We start from the raw sequence: 22745 nt of genomic DNA, 5'->3' as shown, positions 1-22745 counted from the left end.
AACTCGGAGGTGTCGTAGATGATCGCTCCGCAGGACCCCGCAGAAGTCGTCCTTCATGAAGACCTGCTCGACTACACGCCCTTCCCCAAGGCCGTCGCGCTGGCTCGGCGGCGGGCGGTTCGGTTGGTGGGGGAGTGGGGGTACGGGGAGATCGCCGGGGACGTCGGGGTGTTGGTGTCCGAGCTGGCCACGAACGCGTTGGTGCACGGGCGGGTCAAGGGGCGGCTGTTCCGGGTGCATCTGGTGGGTACCGGGCGGGTGGTGCGGGTTGCGGTGTCGGATGCGCGGGGGGAGGCGTTGCCGAGTGAATGTGAGCCGGGAGAGGAAGACTTGGGCGGGCGGGGGCTGGTGATTGTGCGGGGGCTGGCAGCGCGGTGGGGGGTGCGGGAACGGGAGGTCGGTAAGACGGTGTGGTGTGAGGTGGACGTCAGGCAGGAGTGACGGTGGGGGAGAGGCCGCCGAGGACGATGTTCCAGCGGTACGTGAGGGTGCCGGCGATGCTGGAGAGGGCCGGGTCGTAGGTGGCGATCAGGCGGCGGCGGGCGGCTTCGCCAGGAGCGGAGTGGAGGACCGAGTCATGGGCCAGGAGCGGGTCGCCCGGGAAGTACATCTGGGTGACCAGGCGTTGCGTGAAGGCGCTGCCGAAGAAGGAGAAGTGCACGTGGGCGGCGCGCCAGGCGTGGTCGGGGGTGCCGAGCGGGTACGCGCCGGGCTTGATCGTGGTGACGGTGTAGCGGCCGTCGGCGTCGGTCAGGGCGCGGCCCGTACCCGTGAAGTTCGGGTCGAGCGGGGCGTCGTGCCGGTCGCCCTGGTGGGCGTAGCGGCCGGCGGCGTTGGCCTGCCAGAGTTCGACGAGCTGGTGGCGGACGGGGCGGCCGCGGCTGTCGAGGACGTGGCCGGTCAGGGTGATGCGTTCGCCTATGGGGGCGCCGGTGTGGTGGCGGGTGAGGTCGTGGTCGAGGGATGTGACGTCGGTGTGGCCGAAGACCGGGCCGTTCAGTTCCGCGCTCTCCGGGTCGGTGGGGAGGAGAACCGGCGGCCGGGTGGGGTGGCGTAGAGGGAGGCCCTGGTACGGCGGCGGCGCGGTGGGGGCCGGGGCGTGGGTCGGCGAGGTCGGCATGGGGCCGTTGTCGCACCTGGCGGGAGCGGCGGCAAGGCCGTGAACCGGCCGGGCGTGCGGACAGGTTCGGGCGACCGGGGCGTACGCCCGTGAGAGCCGGAGCGCGGCAGGCGCTGTTCATATGAACTGTGTCTACGCGCGTACGCGGTGAGCGCTTCCGGCCGGGGGCATATGCGGGCGTTGGCGGAGGAGGGTCGGGCATGCCAGGTGCGGGGGGCCGGAACAGAAGAAAGGCGCTGTATGTACCCGAACACCCTGGACACCTTTGTCGCGTCCGTGAAGCACCAGCGCGAGTTGATGATCATCCACCGGGTCTCCGGTGGGTACCTCACCCACAACGGTGACCTCCAGATCGAGACCGACCCCGTCGAGAACATCGACAACAAGCGGCACCTGTGGGTGGTCCACCTGGTGGGCTACTACAAGAACAACACGGTGTACAGCTTCGAGAACAAGCGGGAGGGCAAGCGGCTGGCGGTCAATCCCGACAACCTCCGGGACGGAATGCGGTTCACGGACCCGCAGGACCCCAAGACCCCGAACAACAAGGAGTTGGAGGCGCAGCGGTTTTACGTGCTGCCGATGTGCAACGGCGGTTACTCCATCGTGCCGTTCCTCGGCTCCGACCTGGCGCTGATGCCGATGGGCAACCGGCCGGGGCCCGGCTGCGACCGGCCGCTGCCGCACTTCGGCGGTCAGTCCTCGGACAACGGCTCGCACGACTTCGTACGGCCGCCCGAACAGCCCGAGCGGGAGGACCCCACGGACCGGGACCTCCAGGCCCCCGGTTCCGGGAAGTAGGGAAAAGGGGGTATGGGGGGAGTTAACGCGGGGCGTGCCCCGGAGCTACGCCGGCATGGTCCGGCCGACCTACCGGCGTAGCTACCGAGGTGTACTCACTGCCGGCGGGCTCGCCAGACTATGGACGTGCTGATGGACGCACTGAATACTCCGAATATCCCGATCACGATGCCCCATGTGTCGCCGAGCCATACGCCGAGGGCTGTCGTGACAAGCGCACCGATAAGCGCGAGGGCGGCCAGTATCCGTCCGAGAAGCATGAACAGCAGTCCTTAAAAGCAGTGGTCGGCGACGCCCATGACGGCACCAGTGCCGTCCTGGAGGCAGGTCCAGTCCATGCGCGTGGTCACCTGTCCCGGAGTTGTCGGCCGGACCACGACGCCTTCGACCGTGGAACCCTTCACGTCGGCGACTTTCTGCGTGAGCTGGTCACCTTTCCATTACTTCCGCCCCCATGACTGGGGACCCATCCACCCTTGTGGGTAAAAAGGGCGGCTCATATGGTGCCGGTCACAAAGCCGCTTAAACGCCCAGTCAAGATCGTTTTGGGATGGGGTAAATCAACCGAAAGGCTGTCTGGTCGGGCTTCAATAACGTGCGGCGTTTACGCCGACACCCGGAACCGCAAACGGCAGATCGTCGCGTCCGTGGTGCGCCGGACCGCGTGGGCGACGACTGCGCCGCGCTGGTTCTGGAGGAGGCGCTGCCACAGGTGGGCCGGTTCCACCTCGGGGATGAGGACCGTGACCCGGGTGCCGGGCTGTCGCGCGCCGAGATCGCGTACGTACGCGGCGACGGGGCGGCCGACGGTGCGGGTCGCGGAGGGCAGTTCGAGGAGTTCCACGCCGGGGTTCCACAGCTCCCAGTCGCGGCGCAGGGACTCCGAGGCGCGGCGGTCCTCCGGGGAGGCGTACGTGACGGTGACCGCCACCACTTTGTCGCCGAGGGAGACCGCGGCGTTCAGTGCCTCGCAGGTGAGCTTGGAGAGGTGGGAGACGGGGACGACGACGAGGGAGCGGTCGCGGTGCGGGGGCTCGGGGATGCGGCCCAGGGCCAGGCGGTCCGCGATCCGGCCGTACGCCCGGTGGACCGCCTCGAAGGCGAGGACGAGGGCGGGCAGGGCGATGACGACGAGCCAGGCGCCCGCGGTGAACTTCGTCGCCGTGACGACGACGGCGGACACGCCGGTCAGCAGCGCGCCGAAGCCGTTGAGGGCGGCCTTGCCGCGCCAGCCGGCGGATCGTTCCTGCCGCCAGTGCCGGACCATGCCCACCTGGCAGACGGTGAAGCCCACGAAGACGCCGATGGCGAAGAGCGGGACGAGGGTGTTCACGTCGCCGCCGGAGAAGACGAGGAGCACGGCGGCGACGGCGGCCAGCGCCAGTACGCCGTGCCGGTGCACCTGCCGGTCGGCCTTGAGGCCGAAGACGTGCGGCAGGTAGTTGTCGCGGGCCAGCAGGCTCATCAGGACGGGCAGCCCGCCGAAGGAGGTGTTCGCGGCCAGGGCGAGCAGCACCATCGTGGCGAACTGCACCAGGTAGAAGGCCCAGTTGTGGCCGAGGGCGGCGTCCGCGAGCTGGGCGAGTACGGTGACGCCCTCCACCGGCTGGAGGTGGAAGCGGCCGATCAGGACCGAGAGGCCGATCAGCATCACGCCGAGTAGCACGCCCAGGGCGACTTCGGTGCGCTGCGCGCGCTTGGCGGCGGGGGCACGGAAGGACGGTACGGCGTTGGCGACCGCCTCGACGCCGGTCAGCGCCGAACAGCCGGAGGCGAACGCCTTCAGGAGGAGGAGCGCGCCCACGGAGGTCGCGTTGTCGGACAGTACGGAGGCGTGGCCGGCGGCGGAGACCGTGGAGGCGGGCGCGTCCCTGAACAGGCCGACCGCGACGAGGGCGAGAATCGAACCCACGAAGACGGCGGTGGGCAGCAGGAACGCCTTCGCGGAGTCGACGATGCCGCGCAGGTTCACGCCGGTCACCAGGACGAGCACCGCCAGGCACAGCCACAGCCGTTCGCCGTACAGGCCGGGGAAGGCGGAGGTGAGCGCGGCGACGCCGGCCGTCACGGACACGGCGACGTTCAGGACGTAGTCGAGGATCAGGGACGCCGCGGCGACCAGGGCGGTACGGCGCCCGAGGTGGGCCTTGGCGACGGCGTACGAGCCGCCGCCGTTCGGGAACGCCGCGATCACCTGGCGGTACGAGGCGACCAGGACGGCGAGCAGCGCCGCGATGCCGAGGGTGACCGGCAGGGTATACCCGAGCCCGCGGGCGCCCGCCGCGGCCAGGACCAGGACGATGGCCTCGGGCCCGTACGCGACCGACGCCATCGCGTCGAGGGAGAGGGCGGCGAGGCCCTGTACGGAGGTCAGGCGATGTCGGGCGTCCGGCTCGGGCCCGGGAGGCGGTGCGGTCAGCGGGCCGCCCGGTCCGCCCGCGGTCCCGGTGCCCGGCGCATTCCGGTCCGCGTCCGGGTCCGTGGCCCGGGCCGGGGTCCGGCCCGTGAGTTTCCACGCCATCGACATCGTTCGCCGTACCTCCGTGCGCTGTGGGTAGAGAACCCCGGTGACGGGGCCAGCCCAGCGTGAGTGCCGGTTCGTACGGGCACGCTGGTTCTTGGCGTGGCTTTGGCGGGCGATCCTGGCATCTTCACGGCTTCTTGACGCCTTTGATGCCCTGTGGGGGCGTTTCGATGCGGGCGGGTGGCCGCAGCACCGGGTGGCCCCGGCACAGGGCGGTGCGGGCCTCCGGTGGTCCGCGCGGGCGGCTGCCGGGCCTTGTCAGTGGTGCGTCAAGGTTTCCCGGGGCTTCGTCAGCGCCGCATCAAGGGTGCGACGGCCGGGGCCCCGCCGCCCTATCGTCGCGGCCATGGGACGGCGATGGGGCACCGGGGCCGGGCCGACGGCCTACGGAGAGGGCGGCGAAGACGGCGCGGGCGGGGGCGGACAGGGAGGCGGTGGGGCGCGCGATGGACGGCATACGCGGGAGGGGTACGCCCTTCCACCCCCGGTGCACGGCCCGGCGGCGTACCGGGACCGCCGGTGGGCGCCCGAACTGCGCGCGGCGGTCTGCTGCTCGGCCGGCGTGCTCACCCTCATGCTCGCCGTCGACCTCGCCAACGACACCCTCGACCCGCTGCGCGCCGCCTGCTGGACGTCCCTCGCGGTGGTGCTCCTCGCGGCGCTCTTCCCGGCACGGGTGACCGCGGGGGCGGGGTGGCTCGCCGTACGCGGACTGCTGCGCGAGCGCCGGGTCCGCACCGACCTGCTGGTGCTCGTGCTCCGCAGCGACGGAATGGCGCCGCGGCTGGTGCTCCGCGACCTCACGGGCGGCCGGGTCGAACTGGACCCCAAGGTCCTCACCGCCAACCCGGCCCTGTGGCACCTGCTCGACACCGGTGCCCGGCTGTCCCGGGAGCGCGGTCTGCTGCGCTCGGGCGGCGAGGCGCTGCGGGCGCTGGGCGAGCACGTCGACCGGGACGGCGCCCGACGGATCTTCGAGGCGTCGGGCCTGGAGTGACCGGCCGCCGCCGCACGCCCTTCCCCCGCTACGCGCGCAAGGCAGGTTGCGGCGGCGCGCCATCCGCGCGCCCCATTTGCCCTTAGCCCCGCGCCCCGCCGCCGAAGTCGTAGCGCACCCCCGTGAGCTCCTCCGACGCCGCCCACAGCCGTTCCGAGGTCTCGTCGTTCGTCGTCCACGGGGCGCGGAAGGACGGCGCGGTCGCGCCGCGCAGGCCGTTGCGGGGGCCGAGGAACGCGTCCGGCTTCATGTGCGGCGCGGTGGCGGCGCACAGGGTGGGCAGGGCGCCGGATTCGGCGGGCTGGCCGATGAGGCGGTTGGCCAGATTCACGATCCGCTCGGCGCGCGTACGGCCCTCCATTCGTACGCCGGCGGTCTGGAGGTTGGTGTCGGCGTAGCCGGGGTGCGCGGCGACGGCCAGTACCCGCGATCCGGCCTGCGCCAGGCGGCGGGACAGCTCGTGGACGAAGAGCAGGTTGGCGCTCTTGGAGCGGCCGTAGGCGATCCACCGGTGGTAGCCGCGCTCGCTGTTGAGGTCGTCCAGCTTGACGTTGGCGAGCGCGTGGAAGCCGCTGGAGACGGTGACGACGCGCGCCCCCGGGGTGCCGAGCAGCTTGGGCAGGAGGAGGCCGGTGAGGGCGAAGTGGCCGAGGTGGTTGGTGCCGAACTGCATCTCGAAGCCGTCGGCGGTGCGGCGCTGCGGGAGCGCCATGACGCCGGCGTTGTTGACGAGGAGGTCGAGGCGGTCGCCGTCGAAGTCGTCGAGGCCGGCCGCGAAGTCGCGTACGGACGCCAGGTCGGCCAGGTCGAGGCGCCGGAACTCGGCTTCGGCGGCCGGTACTTCGGAGCGCAGCCGGGCGAGCGCCGCATGCCCGCGCGCCTCGTTGCGGCAGGCCAGTACGGTGCGGGCGCCGCGCCGGGCGAGTTCGCGCGCGGTGATGTAGCCGATGCCGCTGTTGGCGCCGGTGACGACCGCCGAGCGGCCCGTCTGGTCGGGGATGTGGCTCGTGTTCCAACGGGTCACGCCTGCTGCGCTCCTTCGTCGGTGCGTGGGGAGCACCAGCGTACGCCCAGGCCGTACGGGGCCAGGGGTGCCGGGAGGGCGGGTGATGCCGCCGCCAACCGCCAACCGCCAGCTGCCGGCCGCCGGCCGTCGCGTCCGCCGTCAGCCGTCGCGTCCTCCGGTGACTTCCCGGACCCGGTAGACGGGCACCGACACCGCCGGGTCGTCCAGGCAGGTGCCCGTCTCCAGGTCGAAGCGCTGTTTGAGGAGGGGGGAGGCGACGAACGGGCGGCCGCCGGCCGAGCCGGTCAGGCCGCGGGAGAGGACGTACGCGCCGGTGAACGGGTCGCGGTTGCCGATGGCGTACGGGCGTCCCGCGCGGTCCAGGAACAGCGCCACCTGCCCGCCGTCCGGGAGGAGGGCGGCGACGCCCCGGCCGGGGACGAGGGCGGAGCGGTCGCACACGGGGATCCAGTGGCCGTCCTTCTCCTGCTCCTGTGCTGCGGGGAGTTGCACGGCGAGTGCTACGGCGAGGGTCGTGGGGGTCATCGGGCGGCGGTCCCTTCCAGGGTGCGTACGGGGAGTGTGGGACCGGCCAGCAGGCCCAGGTCCGGCTTGATCTGGTCGCGCTCGGGGACGAAGCGGACGGCCGGGTCGGGGGCGTCCGGCGCGTTGACGAAGGAGACGAAGCGGGCGAGGCGCTCCGGGTCGGCGAGGGTGTCGGCCCACTCGTCGCGGTAGGCGGACACGTGCGCGGCCATCAGGGACTCCAGTTCGTCGCAGAGGCCGAGGGAGTCGTGCACGACGACGTCGCGTACGTGGTCGAGGCCGCCCTCGATGCGCTCCAGCCAGGCGGAGGTGCGCTCCAGGCGGTCGGCGGTGCGGATGTAGAACATCAGGAAGCGGTCGATCAGGCGGATCAGTTCGGTGTCGGAGAGGTCTTGGGCGAGCAGGTCGGCGTGGCGGGGGTCGGCGCCGCCGTTGCCGCCGACGTACAGGTTCCAGCCGTTGGAGGTGGCGATGACGCCGAAGTCCTTGCCGCGTGCCTCGGCGCACTCGCGCGCGCACCCGGAGACCGCCGACTTGAGTTTGTGCGGGGACCGCAGGCCCCGGTAGCGCAGTTCCAGGTCGATGGCCATGCGGACGGAGTCCTGGACGCCGTAGCGGCACCAGGTCTGCCCGACGCACGACTTCACGGTGCGGAGGGCTTTCCCGTACGCGTGGCCGGATTCGAAGCCGGCGTCCACCAGGCGGGCCCAGATGCGCGGGAGTTGGTCGACGCGGGCGCCGAACAGGTCGATGCGCTGGCCGCCGGTGATCTTCGTATAGAGGCCGAAGTCGCGGGCCACCTCGCCGATGGTGATCAGCTTCTCCGGGGTGATCTCGCCGCCGGGGATGCGGGGGACGACCGAGTAGGAGCCGTTGCGCTGGAGGTTGGCGAGGAAGTGGTCGTTGGTGTCCTGGAGGGCGGACTGCTCGCCGTCCAGGACGTAGCCGCCGGCGCCGACGGTGGGGGCGAGGGAGGCGATGATGGAGCCGACGGCCGGTTTGCAGGTCTCGCAGCCGTCGCCGCCGCGGGCCTCCGCACGGCCGTGGGCGTCCAGGAGTTCGGCGTACGAGGTGAGGCGGCGGGTGCGGACGATTTCGTACAGCTCGGCGCGGGTGTGCGGGAAGCAGCCGCACAGCCCCTTGTCGACGGCCACGCCGCCGGCCGCGAGTTCGTCGTTGACCAGTGTGGTCAGGGCCTTGACGCAACTGCCGCAGCCGGTGCCCGCCTTGGTGCACTTCTTCACCTCGGGCACGGTGGTGCAGGAGTGCTCGGAGACCGCGGAGCGAATGGTGCCCTTGGTGACGTTGTGGCAGTTGCAGATCACCGCGTCGTCGGGGAGGGCGGCGGGACCGAGGGCGGCCGGTGCGCCGGTTCCGGCAGGCAGCACGAGCTGCTCGGGGGCGACGGGCGGCACGGAGCCGATGAGCGGGCGCAGCAGGCCGTACGACTCGGCGTCGCCGACCAGCACGCCGCCGAGCAGCTCGCCGTCCGCGCCGACGACCAGCTTCTTGTAGACGCCGGAACGGGAGTCGGCGTAGACGACGTCGAGGCAGCCGGGAGTGGCGCCGTGCGCGTCACCGAAGGAGGCCACGTCCACGCCGAGGAGCTTGAGCTTGGTGGAGGTGTCGGCGCCGGTGAACGCGGGCACGTCCCGGTCGCCGGCGATGGCGGCCGCCGCCGTCTCCGCCATCTCGTAGCCGGGCGCCACCAGTCCGTACACCCTGCCGTCGGCCGCCAGCGCGCATTCGCCGATCGCGTAGACGGCGGGGTCGCTGGTACGGCACCGCTCGTCCACGCCGATGCCACCGCGCTCGCCGACCGCCAGGCCGCAGTCGCGGGCGAGCTGGTCGCGGGGGCGCACCCCGGCCGAGAAGATCACCAGGTCCGTCTCGACGGACGAGCCGTCCGACAGCTCCATGGCCCGCACCGCGCCGTCCTCGTCCGCGACGATCTCCTTGCCGCCGACGCCTGTGTGGACGCTCAGGCCCATCCCCTCCACGGTCCGGCGCAGCGCGCTGCCGCCGCCCTCGTCGACCTGGACCGCCATCAGCCGCGGCTGGAACTCGACGATGTGGGTCCGCAGCCCGAGCCCGTTGAGCGCGCCGGCGGCCTCCAGGCCGAGCAGGCCGCCGCCGACGACGGTGCCGGTGCGGCAGTTCTTGGCGTACTCCTCGATGGCGAGCAGGTCCTCGATGGTCCGGTAGACGAAGCAGCCGGTGCTGTCCTTGCCGGGGACCGGCGGCACGAAGGGGTACGAGCCGGTGGCCAGGACGAGCGTGTCGTACGCGAGCGTCAGGCCGGACCGGGCGGTGACGGTGCGCGCCGCGCGGTCGATGGCGGTGGCCGGGTCGCCCAGGTGCAGTTCGATGCCGTGCCGGGCCATGAACCCGGGGTCGGCGAGGGACAGGTCGTCCGGCGTGCGGCCAGAGAAGTACGAGGTGAGCTGGACCCGGTCGTAGGCGGCCCGGGGCTCCTCGCACAGGACGACCACCCGGGCGCGCCCGGTCACGCCGCGGTCGGCGAGGGCTTCGAGGAACCGTTGGCCGACCATGCCGTGGCCGATGAGCACGAGGGTGGGAACGGCGGTTGCGGCCATGGTCAGGAGCCTCCGGCGGTGCGGGAAGGGGTGGCGGTCTCGGTGGTGAGCAGGTGCAGCAGGGGCGCCTTTGGCAGCGGTTCGCCGGACTCCCAGGTGCGGGCGAGGGTGCCGACGGCGCCCAGGTCGCCGAGGAGGATGCCGCCGACGAGGCGGTCGCCGCGGACGACGACCTTGCGGTAGGCGTTGCGGGTGGCGTCGGACAGGTGGATCACGTCGTCGCCGGGGAGGGGGGAAGGGGTGCCGAAGGCGGCCAGGTCGAGGGGGGCGGTGGCGGCGGGCGCCGTCCCGGGCGCGGTGCCGGTGCCGGTGAGAGTGAGGCGGGTGAGGGCGCGGGTGCCGCGGTAGCGGGCGGCCTCCGCCCTGAGGATGCGCGCCAGCAGGTCGGCCTGTTCGAGGGCGGGACCCGCCAGGCCGTACACCAGGCCGTCGTGCTGCGCGCAGTCCCCGATCGCGTGGATGCGGGGATCGGCCGTACGCAGCCGGTCGTCGACGACGACGCCCCGGTCGACCGGCAGCCCGGCGGCGCGCGCCAGGCCGACGCGCGGCCGTACCCCGCAGGCCAGGACGACCAGGCCGGCATCCGGCGCGTAGCCGTCCGCGAATTCCACCCCGCGTACGGCGCCTTCCTCGACGCGCAGCCCGCGCACCCGGCACTCCGTGTGCACCTCAACGCCCAGCGTTTCGAGGTGGGCGCGCAGCAGGGCCGCGGCCCCGGCGTCCAACTGCCGTTCCATCAGGTGCTCGCCCTGCTGCGCGAGCAGAACCGATACACCGCGCTCGGCCAGCGCGCGGGCCGCCGAGACGCCGAGCAGCCCGCCGCCGATCACCACGGCACGCGCGCCCGGCCGGGCGGCGGCCGCGCCGAGCGCGGCGCAGTCGTCGAGCGTACGGAAGGGGTGGACGCCGCCGGGAAGGTCCTCGTGGCCGGGCGGGAAGAGACCGCGGAGCGGCGGGAGCACCGGGTTGGAGCCGGTCGCGAGGACGAGACGGTCGTACGGTACGGCCTGCCCGTCGTCGCACAGCACCGTGCGGCCCGCCCGGTCGATCCGTACCGCCCGCACCCCGGCCAGCCACCGCACTCCGTCGTGCGGGGCCGGCAGGGCGATGACCTCCTGCGCGTACCGGCCGGCCAGCACCTCGGCGAGCAGGACACGGTTGTACGGGCGGTGCGGCTCCTCCCCGAGGACGGTGAGCACCGGACCGCCGTCGGCGGCGGCCGGGCCGAGGCGCTGCGCGAGCCGGGCGGCGGCCATGCCGCCTCCGATCACCACCACACGCTGTTGCGAGGTCATGTCCGCCAGCGTGCGGTCCGGCTGTTACCCGTCCGCATCTGCGTTGTTACCCGCGGGGAACGCTGCCCTCAGCACGGGGGAGGGCGGGGTGTGAGGCGTCTGGCCGTGGGCACCGGGGTGTCCGCCTGCGCCGTCGTCCGGCCGCGCCCTTCACTCCCCGGAGCCCGGGGGCGACACTTTCCACAGCGTGCCCAGCGGGCGCAAACCCAGGCGGGCGGCGACGTGCTGGGAGGAGTGGTTGGCGGCGGTGGTGCTGTAGAAGAGGTGGCGGGTGCCGGGGGACATCAGGCGGGCCCAGGCGGCGGTGACCGTCGCGGCGTGGCCGCGGCCGCGGTGTCCTGGGCGGGTCCAGGTGCCGGCTTCCGCGCCGCGGTCGGACCGGCAGGGGGTGTGGCAGATCGAGACGACGTGGGAGGGGTGCCCGCCGCCGGGGGCGAGGGCCATGGCCCAGGGGCCCAGCGTGCCGTCCAGGAGGTCGTGCCATTCGTCCGTGCCCCAGTTGCCCGGGTTCGCGGTGCGCAGGGCGTCGATCGCGGCGGGCGGGCCGTCGGAACGGACGACGGGTGCGGTCGGCGCGAAGCGGATGCGGTCGGGCAGGACGAGGTAGCTCGGGCCCGAGGCCGTGTGGACGGGGCCGAGGGACGCTGCCAGCAGCCGCTGGACGCGGGGGAGGGCGTCGGCCGCCGCTCCGGCGGCCGCCAGTTCGGCGGCGAGGGCGTCCGGAAGGTGGGCGCCGGCCGCCAGCGTCCGCCGGCGGCCGTCCGCCGTGACGCCGAGCACCGCGTGGTGCGGGCCCCGGAGGCGCCCCCGTGCGTCCGGGGGCCAGTTGGTCTCGATCTCGGTGCGGAGCAGTTCCGCTTCGTGCGCGGCCGTCACCGCGCCTGTGCCGTGGCCGGAGCGAGGAGGCGGGCGAGGGCGCGGCGGGTGCGGTTGGGAGCGGTGGGGTCGGCGAAGAGCTGGATGGCCTGGTTGAGGCCGGTGTAGAGGCCGACCAGTTCGAAGACGAGCTGCTCGGGGTCGGTGTCGCGGGGGAGTTCGCCGGTTTCGACGGCGTACCGGATCTCGTTGGCCAGGCGGCGGCGCCAGAGGGTGGAGCGCCGTACGACCGCGTCCCGGATGGGGCCGACGCGCGCGTCGAATTCCACCGCGGCCGTGGTGAAGAAGCAGCCGCCGGGGAAGGCGCCGTGTTCGCGTTCCAGGTAGGTGATCCAGGACTCGCAGATGGCCTGGAGCCGGGCGAGGCCCGGGGCGGTGTGCGCGGAGGGTTCCCACACCGCTTTGGAGAAGATCGCCGACGCGCTGTCCAGGGAGGCGAGTTGGAGCGCCTCCTTGGTGCCGAAGTGGCCGAGCACGCCGGCCTTGCTCATGCCCAGGTCGGTGGCGAGGCGGCCGATGGTCAGCCCGTCCAGTCCTTCGACCGAGGCGATCGCGATGCTGCGGTCGATGATCCGCTCGCGGGTCCTGCGGGACTCGGCGACGGACTTGCGTGGGCTCATGCCGCCATCGTAGCCAGCGCGTCCCGGGTTTTCCCCAATTAACTTCCGACCGATCGGTTGCTATATTTCCCGCCGGTGCCGCCAGCGCCGCCCGCACCACCCGCGTCAAGCCGAGGAGAGCAACCATGCCGGGAACCCGCATCGCCGCGACGGGCCACTACCAGCCGTCCCGCGTCCTGACCAACGACGACCTGGCGGGGATGGTCGACACCAGCGACGCATGGATCCGGCGGCGCACCGGCATCGCCACCCGCCGCATCGCCGACGAGGAGTCCGTCGCCGACCTGGCCACGGCCGCCGCGGCCAAGGCCCTGGCGGCGTCCGGGCTGGAGCCCGGCGACATCGGCATGGTCACCGTGGCGACCTGCTCGAACATCGACCGCTGCCCGTCGACCGCGGCACAGGTCGCGGCCGCGCTCGGCATCCCCTCGCCCGTCGCCTTCGACCTGAACAACGGCTGCGCCGGCTTCTGCACCGCGCTCGCCTCGGCCGACCACGCGGTCCGCGCGGGCGCCGCCCGGCACGCCCTGGTCATCGGCGCCGAGAAGATGTCCGACGTGACCGACTGGACCGACCGCAGTACGTGCGTGCTGCTCGGCGACGGCGCCGGCGCCGTCGTCGTGAGCGCCGCCGAGTCCGCGCACATCGGGCCCGTCGTCTGGGGCTCCGACCCGACGCGCGCCCAGGCCGTGCGCCTGGTGGACGACTGGCACCCGCGGTTCGCGCAGGAGGGGCAGACGGTGTTCCGCTGGGTCACCACCGAGCTGGCCCCGCTGGCCGCCGAGGCGTGCGAGCGGGCCGGCATCGGCCTCGCCGACCTCGCCGGCGTCGTCACCCACCAGGCCAACCTGCGCATCATCGAGGCGGTGGTGCAGCAGCTCGACCTGCCCGAGCACGTGGTGATAGCCCGGGACGTGGTCGAGTCCGGCAACACGTCGGCGGCGTCCGTCCCCCTCGCCCTGTCCAAGATGGTCGAGCGCCGCGACCTGCCGTCCGGCGGCCCCGTCCTGCTGCTGAGCTTCGGCGGCGGCTTGTCCTTCGCGGGGCAGGTGGTGGACTGCCCGTAGGGGCGACGTGCCGGGGCGGGCGCCGTCGCGCGGCACCCGCCCCGGTTCCGCGCTCAGCCGGTGAGCTGCGCCGGGCACAGGCGGCGGGGCTGCTGATCGCCGCGGAGCTTGGCGTCCACGCAGCCGCCGGGGAGGCCGGCGTGGGGCGTCTTGCCGAAGTTGGCGGTGACGGTGAGCTTGCCGCCGCCGAATTCCGTGCGCTGGACCAGGTTGTCGCCGGTCAGTCGCCGGAACGAGGTGAGCTTCTCGGTGCCGGCGGCCTTGTGCAGGGGCGAGAAGTACTTTTGGAGGGCAGCGAGTTCGGTGCCGGACTTCTTCAGGGACGGGCCGTCGAGCACGTAGTTCAGCGGGATGTTGTAGAGCATCGCGAGCAGCGCGCGGTCGGTCTTCTGCCGCGGCAGCTTGTCGTACGACAGTTCCCAGCGCTCGGCGTTGACGAGGGAGCTGTGCAGTGCGGTCTCGTACAGCGGTACGCGGTAGACCGGGTCGTACATCGCCTTGGCCAGGCCGGCGGGCAGCTCTACCGGCTTGAAGAAGGTCTTGGGGGCGTTCTGCGGGTAGTAGCCGCCCCAGGTCTCCTTGTCGCGCTGGAGCTTCCACAGGCCGTCGGCGACCGGTGTGGCCGCCCCGTGGTCGAAGGCCAGCACCTTGTTCGCCCAGGGCTGGGCGCTCTCCGAGCCCAGGACGAGGTTCTTGGCGAGGCGCCGCATCCGGGCGAGGCGGCTGTCGCGGTCCTGGGCCTTGGTCATCGGGTGGCCCGCGCTGTGGTCGCGGAACACCTCGCCCGTCGCGTCGACGTCGAGGAAGTAGCTGTCGGCGCCGTTGGCGGTCATGGCGCGGGTGCGGTCCGCGAGGTAGTGGTGCTTCGGTTCGGCCTGTTCGAAGGCGCGTGAGCCGAGGTAGCAGCCGCGGTTGCCGAAGCCGGTCTGCGGCTTGCCCTTGGCGTCCTGGACGCAGAAGTCCGGGTAGACGGTGCCCGGCCACGCGGAGGTGGGGGAGTCGGCGGTCTTCGGGTCCTGGCCGTTGGCGAACGAGTCGTACGGGCCGACGAGGTAGCCCGCCTTCTTGGCGGCCTTGACGGCGGCCGCGTCCATCGGGTCGGGCCCGGCGTCGTAGCCGAGCCACATCCGGTCCACGCCCAGCTTGCGCAGCTGCTCGACGCCCGCGGCCTTGCGCGCGTCGCCCCACACGTAGGCGTGGAAGGCGCCGAGCAGCTTGCCGTTGGCCGGATTCTGCCCGATCTTGTCGCGGAGGCTGCCGAGCTGTCCGTGCTCGCCGAGCCAGGCGCGGTAGTCGGCGCCGGGCGCGACGGGGTTGCCGTCGGTGAGGGCGAGGGTGACGGTGTAGTCGCGGGTGCCGTCGCCGCCGTTGAAGTCGTGGGTGGTGGAGGTGCGCAGCTGCCCGCCCTCGGAGCGGAACTTCAGCGAGGTGCCGAGGTCGGTGGGGGCGAGGTAGCTGACGCCGTGCCCGCTGCCCATGGTGTAGCCCCACAGGGGGAGTTCCAGTCCGCCGCCGACGTCGATCGCGTCGCCGGTGAGCCCGCCCTCGGCGGAGTTCCAGAAGGTGTCGCGCACGGGGATGTCCAGGCCCTCGCCGCGCGGCAGCTGTACGGCGGAGGCGGCCCGGTCGGTGCCGGTGACGGGCCAGGTGACCGAGCCGTCGCGGTCCGCCTTCATGCTGATCCGCAGCCGTCCGTGGTCCGCGCGCGCGGTCACCGTCAGGCCCCGGTCCGGGTAGCTCCAGCGGGCGCCGTCGCCGGTGCGCCGGACCGGGCCCGGTGTGCCCAGGCCGGTGCCGGCGGGTGCGGACAGTTCCAGGGTCTTGCCGTCGGTGGTGCGGGCGTTGACGGCGAGGGAGCCGGTGTCGACGGTGGCCGTGCCGCCCTTGACGGGGATGTCGACGTGCCGCCCTGCGGCGGTGCCGGCCACGGCCTGGCTGCTGCATCCGGAGGCGCCGACGGTGGCCGTCGCGGTCAGGACGAGGGAGGCGGCGAGCACCCGCGTACCGGTGCGGGTACGGGTGCGGCCGCCGCGTGGGGCGATCTTGGAATCCATGGACACGTGAATAGTGGGCGGAGTTAAGAACTCTTTAAGAGGCGGGGCGTCCGTGGGGTCGGCGGGGTGCTCGGGGCGGGGGTTGCGGGAGGTGTCGGTCCTGCGGGTGTTGTCGGACCACCCTGATTGGGATTAGGTTAGCCTTACCTAAGTCGAGGTCGCCGCTCCGTGCGTACGGCCCCGGCCGAAGTCGTCAGTGCCGGGCCGCGCGCCGGGCGGGAAAGCGGGTTGTCGATGGGAGCGTCGATGAAGGCATCGGTGGACACGTCGACGGGCGCGGCAGGGGGAACCCTGCCGGGCGCAGTGGCGGGCACGGCGACGGGGGCGGCACGGGGGACGGTGCCGGGCGCACCCTCCGGCGGACCGGCGGGCACCGGGGCGGCACACGCCGCGCCCGCTGCGCCGCCGCGCACGTCGCGCCCGGCACCGGCCGAAATCGTCGACAGCCCGCGCATCGTGGCCCTGGCCGCGTCCGTGGCGGGCGGACAGGACGCCGCCGTACGGGAGTTCTGGGCCGATGCCGAGGCGCAGGGCACCCCGCTCGTCGAGCCGATCCCGTGGGACCCCGGGCACCGGGCCGTCACCTTCCTGTGGCGCGGCACGGAGGAGACCCGGCGCGTCCTCCTCCTCGCCAACCGCCTCGTGGACCGCTCGCACCTGGCGGGCAGCCTGATGCGCCGCGTCCATGGCACCGACGTCTGGCACCTCACCTACCGGCTCCGCTCCGACCACCGCGGCTCCTACCTCGTCGCGCCCGACACCGGGACCGGCGGCCGCGACCGGGCCGCCTGCCCGCCGGCCGGAGAGGCGGCGGACGACTTCCAGGCGCGGCTGCTGCCGCTGGCCGCCTCGGCCGGGCCCGACCCGCTCAACGCCCGCACGGTCCCGTCCCGTTGGCGCGGCGAGGGCAGCTCGGTGTTCGAGCTGCCCGACGCGCCGCCCCAGCCGTGGCAGCCGTGGACGGGCCGCGTACGGCCGCCCGGGGCCGGGAGCCGGGGCACGGTGCGGCGCCACCGGCTGACCAGCGCCGCGCTCGCCGCCCGCCGCGACGTGTGGACGTACCTGCCGCCGGGGCCGCTCCCGGACGGCGGCGCGGACACACTGGTGCTCCTGGACGGCGACATGTGGTTCGGGCGGCTCGGCGTGCAGAACCTCTTCGACCGGCTGATCGCGGACGGTGTCCTGCCGCCCCTCGTGGTGCTCGCGCCGGAGGCCGTGGACAACGCCACCCGCGCCCGCGAGTTCGGCGGCCGGCAGGCGTACGCGAACTTCCTCGCCGCCGAACTGCTGCCCTGGGCGGCGGCCCGGCTGCCGGTGACGTTCGACCCGTCGCGCACGGTCGTCGCCGGCGAGAGTCTCGGCGGGCTCACCGCGCTGTACGCCGGGTTCGCCGCGCCGCGCCGGTTCGGCAAGGTGCTGGCCCAGTCGCCCTCGCTGTGGTGGCGGCCGGAGGGCGCCGGGCCCGTGGGCGGCGCGGACGTCGCGGGGCGGCTCTCCTGGATGACGGAGGAGTACGCCAGGGGCGGCCGCCGCGACCTGCGGGTGCACCTGCGCGTCGGCCGGTACGAAGGCGACATGCGCGAACGGGCCGGGGAACTGGACGCCACGCTGCGTGCGCTCGGATATCCCGTCGCGTACACGGAGTACACCGGCGGCCACGACTACGCCTGCTGGGCAGGCGGTCTGGCGGACGGGCTGGCCGACCTGCTGGGGCGGCCGGACCGCGCGCCCGAAGGCGCCGCGCCGGGGCCGGGGTTCGCATGAACCCGTTCAAGCCCCGCCTCGCTTACTACGTGCTCAAGTCCCGCGCGTATCACGCCATCCTGCGGACGCCCCGCTTCCGTACCGCCAAGCCGGCGGCGGACGGGGCCGGTGAACGCCATCCGGACCGCCCGCAACGCACCTGCACGGGCCGGACGATGCCGTCCCGCGCCACCGGCCGCCCGCAGCGGCCCGCCACAGACCGTCCTCACCGGCGTACCAAGGCCCTCGCCGGGTGACGGACGCGGCGTCCCGCCCCACCAGTGCCGGGGCGGGGCGCCCACCCTTCTTGCATCTCCTGTGACTCCTGCCACGCCGGCCTCAACTACCCCTGTGGGCTCCATAAGATCGGCCGGTGCCCGCTGACATATCCCTGACGACGCTCCTCCTGCTGTGCGTGGCGGCCCTCGCGGCCGGCTGGATCGACGCCGTCGTGGGCGGCGGCGGTCTCCTGCTCCTGCCGGCCCTGCTCGTCGGCCTGCCGCACACGCCCGCCGCGTACGTCCTGGGGACCAACAAGTCCACGGCCGTCGTCGGCACCGCCGCCGCGGCCGTCACCTACGTACGCAAGGCCCCCATCGACCTGCGCACCGCCCTGCGCATCGGCCTGGCCGCGCTCGGCGGGTCGCTGGGCGGCGCGTTCTTCGCGGCGGGCATCAACAGCGAGGTGCTGCGCCCGCTCATCATGACCGTGCTGGTGGGCGTGCTGGCGTTCGTCCTCCTCCGCCCGGCCTTCGGCACGGCGCCGCCGCCCTCGGGGCCCGTCACGCGGCGCCGGGTGCTGGCCGCCGTACTCGTCGCCGGCCTGGGCATCGGCTTCTACGACGGCCTGATCGGCCCCGGCACCGGCGCCTTCCTCGTCGTCGCGCTGGCCGCGATCCTGCACATGGACCTGGTCACGTCCTCGGCCACCGCCAAGGTCGTCAACGTCTGCACCAACATCGGCGCCCTGGCCATGTTCGCCTATCAGGGCACGGTCCTGTGGCAACTGGGCGCGCTGCTGGCCGTGTTCAACTTCGCCGGCGGCATGGCCGGCGCCCGCATGGCACTCAAGCGCGGCGCCGGGTTCGTGCGCGGGGTGCTGGTCGTGGTCGTCGTGTCACTGCTGTGCAAGCTGGCCTTCGACCAATGGCTGGCCTGAGCCGGCGGACCGGTGGCTCAGTTCATGGACTTCGTCGCGGTGACCGCGGTCAGCAGGACGGCGGAGTCCTGGAGAGCCTTCAGGCCGTGCCGCTCGTGCGGGACCGGTACGACCTGTCCGGCGATCAGGTCCCGGTCGTCGCTCGTCCCGGTCAGCCGGACCCGGCCGTGCAGCACTTGGAGGCTGGCGGCCGGCGGCGTGGTGTGCTCGTCCAGCGCGGCGCCCTCGATCAGCGCGATCACGGTCTGCCGGAGCGGGCCGTCCTGGAGGAAGAGGTGGGCGCTGCGCCCGTGCGCGGAAGCCCTGGCGTCGTCGAGCTGGTGGCGGGCGAGCGAGGCGAGGTCGTCCATGACGCGGCCTTTCGGTCGGTGGTCAGCGGCGCCGGGGCCGGCGCCGGTGCCGCTACTGGTACCCGTTCCGGCCCCGCCGACCGCACCGGCGCGGGGCGCGGTCCATCCTGACGGGTGGCCGGTCGGCTGCCGAATGGCCGGTGGTCCGGGACGGTGATCGCGGCGGTCCGTACGATGCGGGAGAACTGATCACCCACCAGGGCCCGAAGGGGGCGTTCCGGTGCGAGGCGAACCGGCGGAGCAAGGCCGGCAGGGCGGATCTGCCGAAGGGACGAACGGCGGCCCCGCGGGCTTCCTGACCGTCATGACGACGACCGACAGCGCGGCGAAGGCGGAGACGCTGGCGCGCGGCGCGATCGAGGCGAGGGTGGCGGCGTGCGCGCAGATCGGCGCGCCCGTCACGTCCGTGTACCGGTGGGACGGGGCGGTCGAGACGGCACAGGAGTGGCAGGTGCTGTTCAAGACGGCGGCCGCGCGCTACGAGGCGCTGGAGGCGTACCTCCTCCAGGCGCACGACTACGACACGCCGGAGATCATCGCCACGCCGGTCACGCGCGGCGGCGCCGGCTACCTGGCCTGGGTCACGGAGGAGACGAGCTGACATGGGACGGCGATCCGGCACGGGACGCGGGACGGCGGACGAGGACGGCCGTACGGCGGGCGACGGGTCCCGCCACGGCCGTACGGGGCACCACCGCAGGGCGCGGCGGAGATGGCCCGCGTGGGCCCGGGTGACGGCAGCGGGAGCCGGGCTCGCCCTGTGCTGCGTCATGGCGCCCGCGAGCGGCGCGACCGCCGACGACGATGACGCGGGCGGCGGCTGGACGAGCGAGGCCGCGACGCAGTACTGGACGGCCGGGCGGATGGCGGGGGCGTCCCCGTCGGGGGCGGGCACCGCGAAGGGCTCGGCGGCGCCCGCCGCGCGTGCCACGGCGGCCGCGCCCGATGCCGCCGGGTCCGCGCGGCACTTCGACGGCATCCCCTCCGTCGGCGTGCTCTTCTCCATCGACAAGGACGCGCGGGCGCACCACTGCACCGCCAGCGTCGTCCGCAGCCCGCGTCGCAACCTGATCCTCACGGCGGGGCACTGCGATCCGGGCGAGCGCGCGGCATTCGTCCCGCAGTATCGTTCCGGCGCCACCGAACAGCCGTACGGCGTCTGGGCCGTCGAACGGGGCTTCACCGACCCGGGTCTCACCGGCACCGGGCCGGGGTCGGACCTGGACTTCGCGTTCGCGACGGTCAAACCCGACAGCCGGGGCCGCGCGCTGGAAACGGTCACCGGCGGCAACTTCCTGGCCCGCACACCCGGTTACGCCACCGACGTCACCGTCATCGGCTACCCGTCCGTCCGCAACGACCCCGCCGACCAGGCCGTACGGTGCGCCGTGCGCACCACCAGGCTCACCGGCTACCGCCAGCTGCGCATGGAGTGCGGCGGCTTCTACGGCGGCACCTCGGGCAGCCCCTGGCTGAGCCGGTTCGACGAGCGGACCAAGACCGGTTACGTCGTCGGCAACCTCGGCGGCCTCAACGGCGGCGGCCCGTCGGGCCCGGACAGCGACCGGACCTCCTACAGCCCGTACTACGGCCGGGAGGTCTTCCGGCTCTACGCCCGCGCCATCATGGGCTGATGCCGCACGGCGGCGGCCCGCCGGACGCGGTACGCCTACCGCAGGGCCGCCGCCACCCCGTCCTCACGCGGCCCCAGGAAGTGCGGGTCGGGCCGCACGGCCGCCTCCGCCGCCGCCTTCGCCGCCGCGAACACCTCACGGGTGCCGCCGTAATACCAGGTCACGTCGTGGCGGTCGTCGACACCGACCCCGTACGCCTCGACGCCCGCCGCGCCGCACAGCGCCAACGCGCGCCGGATGTGGAAGCCCTGGCTGACCAGGACGGCCCGGTCCACGCCGAAGACCCGGCGGGCGCGGGTGCAGGAGTCCCAGGTGTCGAAACCCGCGTAGTCGCTGACGATCCGGCCGGCCGGAACGCCGTGCGCGACCAGGTACGCGCGCATGGCGTCCGGCTCGTCGTAGTCCTCGCGGCTGTTGTCGCCGGTGACCAGGACGGCGCGGACCGTACCCCGCTCGTACAGGCGGGCGGCCGCGTCCAGCCGGTGCGCCAGGTACGGGGACGGCTCGCCGTCCCACAGCCCCGCGCCGAAGACGACGGCCACCGGCGCCGCCGGGACGTCCTCGACCGTCCGTACCCGCGACCCCCCGGCCGCGTTCATCCACGTCGCGGGCAGCAGTGCCAGCACACAGGCCAGCACGGCGACCTGGAAGGCGCGCCGCTGCCCGCGCCGCGTCCCGGGCAGCCGCAAACGCCCCGCCGCCCGTCGTATCCACTGTGTCCGCTGTGTCCGCCGTGTCATCCGTTGTCCCCCGTTGCTCTTGTTACCGCCGCAAGCAGCGACGCACCGGGGCCTGGCATGGTTGCGGAAACGAAAAGAGCCCGGACACCGCCGCCCGGCCCGCCCCCGAGCCGAAGGAGCCGCCGGATGCCCACCGAGCCCGAGCGCCTGCCGTTCTTCGTCTACGGAACGCTGCGCCCCGGCCGGGCCAACCACGCCCGGTGCCTGCGCGGGCGGACGGCAGCCGAGGAGTCCGCGCTGGTCAGGGGCGTGCTGCTGTACGAGGGGCCAGGCTACCCGTACGCCGTGGCGGGCCCCGCCGACGCGGTCGTGCACGGCGACCTCGTACAGCCGCGCGAGGACGTCCACGACGAGGTGCGCGCCGCCCTGGACCGACTGGAGGGCTACGTGCCGGGCGCGCCCGGCAACCTCTACGAGCGGGTCGCCTGGCGGGCCGAGCGCGCGGACGGCGAGACCGTACGGGCATGGCTGTACGTGGCGGCCGAGCCACTGGCCGGGCAACTGCGCGCGTCCGGCACACCGGTCCCGGGCGGCGACTGGCTGCGCGGACGAGCACACTGAGAACTCCGCCACTCCGATGGGGGAGCGGCGGGGCTCAAGGCCGGGTAGCGCTACCGCGCCGCATCACGTGGCGGAGAACGCGCCACCTTTGACGCCCGCGATGAACTCCGCGAACGAAGGGGTGGGGACGGAGAGAACGGGGCCGCTCGGGTTTTTGCTGTCCCGGACGGGAACTATGCCGGTGGTCGCCTGTGCCGGGGCCCATTCGACACAGGAGCCACCGTTGCCACTGTAGGAAGACTTGGACCAGATGAGGGTTCGGGGGTCGGTGGTCACGAGGTGCCCTTCCGTATGTGGTGGATCATGGTTACTGATTCCGCCTGAGACAGTGAGGCCGCCTGTAGCTGATGGTAAGCCCTCACCAGCGGTAGCACGGAGGTCAGTTCGCGATCCAGACGCCCGTGGGTCTCCGACTCGACGTAGGAAACCACGGAGCGATCAGGCAGGGTCAACAAGTTGACCGATCGGTTGAACGGGCGTCGCTCGCCCATGGCGTAGGGAGCCACCTGGAGAGTGGTGTCCGGCTGGTCGGCGAACTCGACCAGCCGGGCCAACTGGGCGTCCATGACGGCCGGACCGCCGATCGGTCGCCGGATGCAGCTTTCGTCGAGGACCGCGATCACCACGGGCGGCACGCGCCGCGCCAGGGACGCCTGGCGCTCCACCAGGAAGTCGACCCGCTCGCAGGCCTGTTCATCGCTGATCGTGCCTCGCCGTACGTTGCCCTCTTCCAAGGCGCTCGCGTACTCCGGTGTCTGGAGCAGTCCGGGAATCGCTCCTACTTCGAACAGCCGGATCTCCGCCGCGCGAGCCTCCTGCCCCAGGTATTCCGGAAATCCCTCCAGCAAGCTGCCGTTGCGGATCTCCGCCCATGTGCGTTCGAATGAATCGCTGGTTCCCGCCAGCCCAAGGGCGGTGTCCACTGCGCGCGAAAAGCGAAGCGTTGGCGGTTTGCGTCCTGTTTCCACCCGCGTGCCTCTCGCGCGCTACGCAAACGAGCACCGAACGCCGCCTTCGGTCCTGCCGCCGGATTCATACCCGGAATGCGCGACTCG

General features: G+C 73.2%; 23 protein-coding genes and 1 pseudogene. 10 read left to right on the top strand and 14 right to left on the bottom strand.

Translation table 11 applies throughout. The annotated features are described in order from the left end of the window. Window positions 1–18: 18 nt before the first annotated feature. Window positions 19–441: an ATP-binding protein gene (locus ACH4OW_RS02540; protein ID WP_398024331.1), complete on the top strand. Its 423-nt coding sequence runs from the start codon at window positions 19–21 to the stop codon at window positions 439–441. Here the strand turns inward: ACH4OW_RS02540 and ACH4OW_RS02535 are convergent. After that, entirely contained in the window at window positions 428–1120 is a 693-nt protein-coding gene (locus ACH4OW_RS02535) for a protocatechuate 3,4-dioxygenase subunit beta (RefSeq protein ID WP_398024329.1), read from the bottom strand. The two genes, ACH4OW_RS02540 and ACH4OW_RS02535, sit on opposite strands and share 14 nt — an antisense overlap. Before the next feature lie 240 nt (window positions 1121–1360). Between ACH4OW_RS02535 and ACH4OW_RS02530 the strand changes: the two genes are divergently transcribed. After that, window positions 1361–1921 carry a hypothetical protein gene (locus tag ACH4OW_RS02530; protein WP_398024327.1) on the top strand — a complete coding sequence of 187 codons (561 nt, stop codon included), beginning with the start codon at window positions 1361–1363 and terminating at the stop codon, window positions 1919–1921. A 272-nt stretch (window positions 1922–2193) separates the two neighbouring features. Here the strand turns inward: ACH4OW_RS02530 and ACH4OW_RS02525 are convergent, their stop codons facing one another. Further along, the gene (locus tag ACH4OW_RS02525; protein WP_398024325.1) at window positions 2194–2325 is read right to left on the bottom strand and encodes a hypothetical protein; all 132 of its coding nucleotides are present in this window, start codon (window positions 2323–2325) and stop codon (window positions 2194–2196) included. A gap of 200 nt (window positions 2326–2525) precedes the next feature. Next, window positions 2526–4448 carry an APC family permease gene (locus ACH4OW_RS02520; RefSeq protein ID WP_398024323.1) on the bottom strand — a complete coding sequence of 641 codons (1923 nt, stop codon included), beginning with the start codon at window positions 4446–4448 and terminating at the stop codon, window positions 2526–2528. Window positions 4449–4932: 484 nt separating this feature from the next. On the opposite strand from ACH4OW_RS02520, the gene ACH4OW_RS02515 reads away from it, so the two are divergent. Then, entirely contained in the window at window positions 4933–5442 is a 510-nt protein-coding gene (locus ACH4OW_RS02515; RefSeq protein WP_360122151.1) for a hypothetical protein, read from the top strand. Between the two features lie 82 nt (window positions 5443–5524). Here the strand turns inward: ACH4OW_RS02515 and ACH4OW_RS02510 are convergent, their stop codons facing one another. The 6 genes from ACH4OW_RS02510 to ACH4OW_RS02485 form a co-directional block, all read right to left on the bottom strand. Next, window positions 5525–6466: an oxidoreductase gene (locus ACH4OW_RS02510; protein WP_398024321.1), complete on the bottom strand. Its 942-nt coding sequence runs from the start codon at window positions 6464–6466 to the stop codon at window positions 5525–5527. 141 nt (window positions 6467–6607) lie between these two features. Next, entirely contained in the window at window positions 6608–6994 is a 387-nt protein-coding gene (nirD, locus tag ACH4OW_RS02505; RefSeq protein WP_398024319.1) for a nitrite reductase small subunit NirD, read from the bottom strand. Beyond that, window positions 6991–9591 (bottom strand): nitrite reductase large subunit NirB, encoded by a 2601-nt coding sequence (gene nirB, locus ACH4OW_RS02500; protein WP_398024318.1) that lies wholly within the window; start codon window positions 9589–9591, stop codon window positions 6991–6993. Before nirB ends, nirD begins: the two co-directional genes overlap by 4 nt. A gap of 2 nt (window positions 9592–9593) precedes the next feature. Beyond that, on the bottom strand, window positions 9594–10886 hold the full coding sequence (locus ACH4OW_RS02495; RefSeq protein ID WP_398024316.1) for an NAD(P)/FAD-dependent oxidoreductase: 1293 nt from the start codon (window positions 10884–10886) through the stop codon (window positions 9594–9596). Between the two features lie 150 nt (window positions 10887–11036). Further along, window positions 11037–11762 (bottom strand): GNAT family N-acetyltransferase, encoded by a 726-nt coding sequence (locus ACH4OW_RS02490; protein WP_398024314.1) that lies wholly within the window; start codon window positions 11760–11762, stop codon window positions 11037–11039. Then, window positions 11759–12382 (bottom strand): TetR/AcrR family transcriptional regulator, encoded by a 624-nt coding sequence (locus ACH4OW_RS02485; RefSeq protein ID WP_398024312.1) that lies wholly within the window; start codon window positions 12380–12382, stop codon window positions 11759–11761. The genes ACH4OW_RS02490 and ACH4OW_RS02485 overlap by 4 nt, the downstream gene beginning before the upstream one ends. Before the next feature lie 125 nt (window positions 12383–12507). Between ACH4OW_RS02485 and ACH4OW_RS02480 the strand changes: the two genes are divergently transcribed. Next, the gene (locus tag ACH4OW_RS02480; protein WP_398024310.1) at window positions 12508–13449 is read left to right on the top strand and encodes a beta-ketoacyl-ACP synthase III; all 942 of its coding nucleotides are present in this window, start codon (window positions 12508–12510) and stop codon (window positions 13447–13449) included. 53 nt (window positions 13450–13502) lie between these two features. Here ACH4OW_RS02480 and ACH4OW_RS02475 read toward each other — a convergent pair whose 3' ends face one another. Next, window positions 13503–15503: a glycoside hydrolase gene (locus ACH4OW_RS02475; RefSeq protein ID WP_398024308.1), complete on the bottom strand. Its 2001-nt coding sequence runs from the start codon at window positions 15501–15503 to the stop codon at window positions 13503–13505. 246 nt (window positions 15504–15749) lie between these two features. Here ACH4OW_RS02475 and fes point away from each other — a divergent pair, with 246 nt between their 5' ends. The 3 genes from fes (at window position 15750) to ACH4OW_RS02460 (ending at window position 18405) form a co-directional block, all read left to right on the top strand. Further along, the gene (gene fes, locus ACH4OW_RS02470; RefSeq protein ID WP_398024306.1) at window positions 15750–17267 is read left to right on the top strand and encodes an enterochelin esterase; all 1518 of its coding nucleotides are present in this window, start codon (window positions 15750–15752) and stop codon (window positions 17265–17267) included. After that, window positions 17264–17503, top strand: a complete 240-nt coding sequence (locus tag ACH4OW_RS02465; RefSeq protein WP_398024304.1) for a hypothetical protein — start codon at window positions 17264–17266, stop codon at window positions 17501–17503. Before fes ends, ACH4OW_RS02465 begins: the two co-directional genes overlap by 4 nt. A gap of 116 nt (window positions 17504–17619) precedes the next feature. Next, the gene (locus ACH4OW_RS02460; protein WP_360122115.1) at window positions 17620–18405 is read left to right on the top strand and encodes a TSUP family transporter; all 786 of its coding nucleotides are present in this window, start codon (window positions 17620–17622) and stop codon (window positions 18403–18405) included. A 17-nt stretch (window positions 18406–18422) separates the two neighbouring features. Here ACH4OW_RS02460 and ACH4OW_RS02455 read toward each other — a convergent pair whose 3' ends face one another. Continuing rightward, complete coding sequence (locus ACH4OW_RS02455) at window positions 18423–18755, bottom strand: cupin (protein ID WP_360122112.1); 333 nt, start codon at window positions 18753–18755, stop codon at window positions 18423–18425. A gap of 304 nt (window positions 18756–19059) precedes the next feature. Between ACH4OW_RS02455 and cutA the strand changes: the two genes are divergently transcribed. Both cutA and ACH4OW_RS02445 read left to right on the top strand, forming a co-directional pair. Continuing rightward, window positions 19060–19356 (top strand): divalent-cation tolerance protein CutA, encoded by a 297-nt coding sequence (gene cutA, locus ACH4OW_RS02450; protein ID WP_360122109.1) that lies wholly within the window; start codon window positions 19060–19062, stop codon window positions 19354–19356. Window position 19357: 1 nt separating this feature from the next. Then, complete coding sequence (locus tag ACH4OW_RS02445) at window positions 19358–20389, top strand: trypsin-like serine peptidase (RefSeq protein WP_398024301.1); 1032 nt, start codon at window positions 19358–19360, stop codon at window positions 20387–20389. Window positions 20390–20424: 35 nt separating this feature from the next. On the opposite strand, the gene ACH4OW_RS02440 is transcribed toward ACH4OW_RS02445, so the two are convergent. Further along, window positions 20425–21129 carry a vancomycin high temperature exclusion protein gene (locus tag ACH4OW_RS02440; RefSeq protein WP_398024299.1) on the bottom strand — a complete coding sequence of 235 codons (705 nt, stop codon included), beginning with the start codon at window positions 21127–21129 and terminating at the stop codon, window positions 20425–20427. 126 nt (window positions 21130–21255) lie between these two features. On the opposite strand from ACH4OW_RS02440, the gene ACH4OW_RS02435 reads away from it, so the two are divergent. Next, window positions 21256–21690 carry a gamma-glutamylcyclotransferase family protein gene (locus ACH4OW_RS02435; RefSeq protein ID WP_398024298.1) on the top strand — a complete coding sequence of 145 codons (435 nt, stop codon included), beginning with the start codon at window positions 21256–21258 and terminating at the stop codon, window positions 21688–21690. Window positions 21691–21753: 63 nt separating this feature from the next. On the opposite strand, the gene ACH4OW_RS02430 is transcribed toward ACH4OW_RS02435, so the two are convergent. Together ACH4OW_RS02430 and ACH4OW_RS02425 are read right to left on the bottom strand one after the other, a co-directional pair. Beyond that, entirely contained in the window at window positions 21754–21966 is a 213-nt protein-coding gene (locus tag ACH4OW_RS02430; RefSeq protein WP_398024296.1) for a DUF397 domain-containing protein, read from the bottom strand. After that, window positions 21963–22726, bottom strand: a pseudogene (locus ACH4OW_RS02425) (DUF5753 domain-containing protein). The gene ACH4OW_RS02430 and the pseudogene ACH4OW_RS02425 overlap by 4 nt, the downstream one beginning before the upstream one ends. Window positions 22727–22745: the final 19 nt, after the last annotated feature.

The organism is Streptomyces sp. NPDC017056, assembly GCF_044332485.1.
Lineage (GTDB): Bacteria > Actinomycetota > Actinomycetes > Streptomycetales > Streptomycetaceae > Streptomyces.
Note: the sequence above shows the minus strand (reverse complement) of the source record. Positions and strands in the feature narration are given on the sequence as shown.

Bases quoted from the DNA above. Each gene is read 5' to 3' on its own strand.
- ACH4OW_RS02540 (WP_398024331.1), top strand. From the start codon at position 19: ATGATCGCTCCGCAGGACCCCGCAGAAGTCGTCCTTCATGAAGACCTG.
- ACH4OW_RS02535 (WP_398024329.1), bottom strand. From the start codon at position 1,120: ATGCCGACCTCGCCGACCCACGCCCCGGCCCCCACCGCGCCGCCGCCG.
- ACH4OW_RS02530 (WP_398024327.1), top strand. From the start codon at position 1,361: ATGTACCCGAACACCCTGGACACCTTTGTCGCGTCCGTGAAGCACCAG.
- ACH4OW_RS02520 (WP_398024323.1), bottom strand. From the start codon at position 4,448: ATGTCGATGGCGTGGAAACTCACGGGCCGGACCCCGGCCCGGGCCACG.
- nirD (WP_398024319.1), bottom strand. From the start codon at position 6,994: ATGACCCCCACGACCCTCGCCGTAGCACTCGCCGTGCAACTCCCCGCA.
- nirB (WP_398024318.1), bottom strand. From the start codon at position 9,591: ATGGCCGCAACCGCCGTTCCCACCCTCGTGCTCATCGGCCACGGCATG.
- ACH4OW_RS02495 (WP_398024316.1), bottom strand. From the start codon at position 10,886: ATGACCTCGCAACAGCGTGTGGTGGTGATCGGAGGCGGCATGGCCGCC.
- ACH4OW_RS02485 (WP_398024312.1), bottom strand. From the start codon at position 12,382: ATGAGCCCACGCAAGTCCGTCGCCGAGTCCCGCAGGACCCGCGAGCGG.
- ACH4OW_RS02480 (WP_398024310.1), top strand. From the start codon at position 12,508: ATGCCGGGAACCCGCATCGCCGCGACGGGCCACTACCAGCCGTCCCGC.
- ACH4OW_RS02475 (WP_398024308.1), bottom strand. From the start codon at position 15,503: ATGGATTCCAAGATCGCCCCACGCGGCGGCCGCACCCGTACCCGCACC.
- fes (WP_398024306.1), top strand. From the start codon at position 15,750: ATGAAGGCATCGGTGGACACGTCGACGGGCGCGGCAGGGGGAACCCTG.
- ACH4OW_RS02465 (WP_398024304.1), top strand. From the start codon at position 17,264: ATGAACCCGTTCAAGCCCCGCCTCGCTTACTACGTGCTCAAGTCCCGC.
- ACH4OW_RS02455 (WP_360122112.1), bottom strand. From the start codon at position 18,755: ATGGACGACCTCGCCTCGCTCGCCCGCCACCAGCTCGACGACGCCAGG.
- cutA (WP_360122109.1), top strand. From the start codon at position 19,060: ATGACGACGACCGACAGCGCGGCGAAGGCGGAGACGCTGGCGCGCGGC.
- ACH4OW_RS02445 (WP_398024301.1), top strand. From the start codon at position 19,358: ATGGGACGGCGATCCGGCACGGGACGCGGGACGGCGGACGAGGACGGC.
- ACH4OW_RS02440 (WP_398024299.1), bottom strand. From the start codon at position 21,129: ATGACACGGCGGACACAGCGGACACAGTGGATACGACGGGCGGCGGGG.
- ACH4OW_RS02435 (WP_398024298.1), top strand. From the start codon at position 21,256: ATGCCCACCGAGCCCGAGCGCCTGCCGTTCTTCGTCTACGGAACGCTG.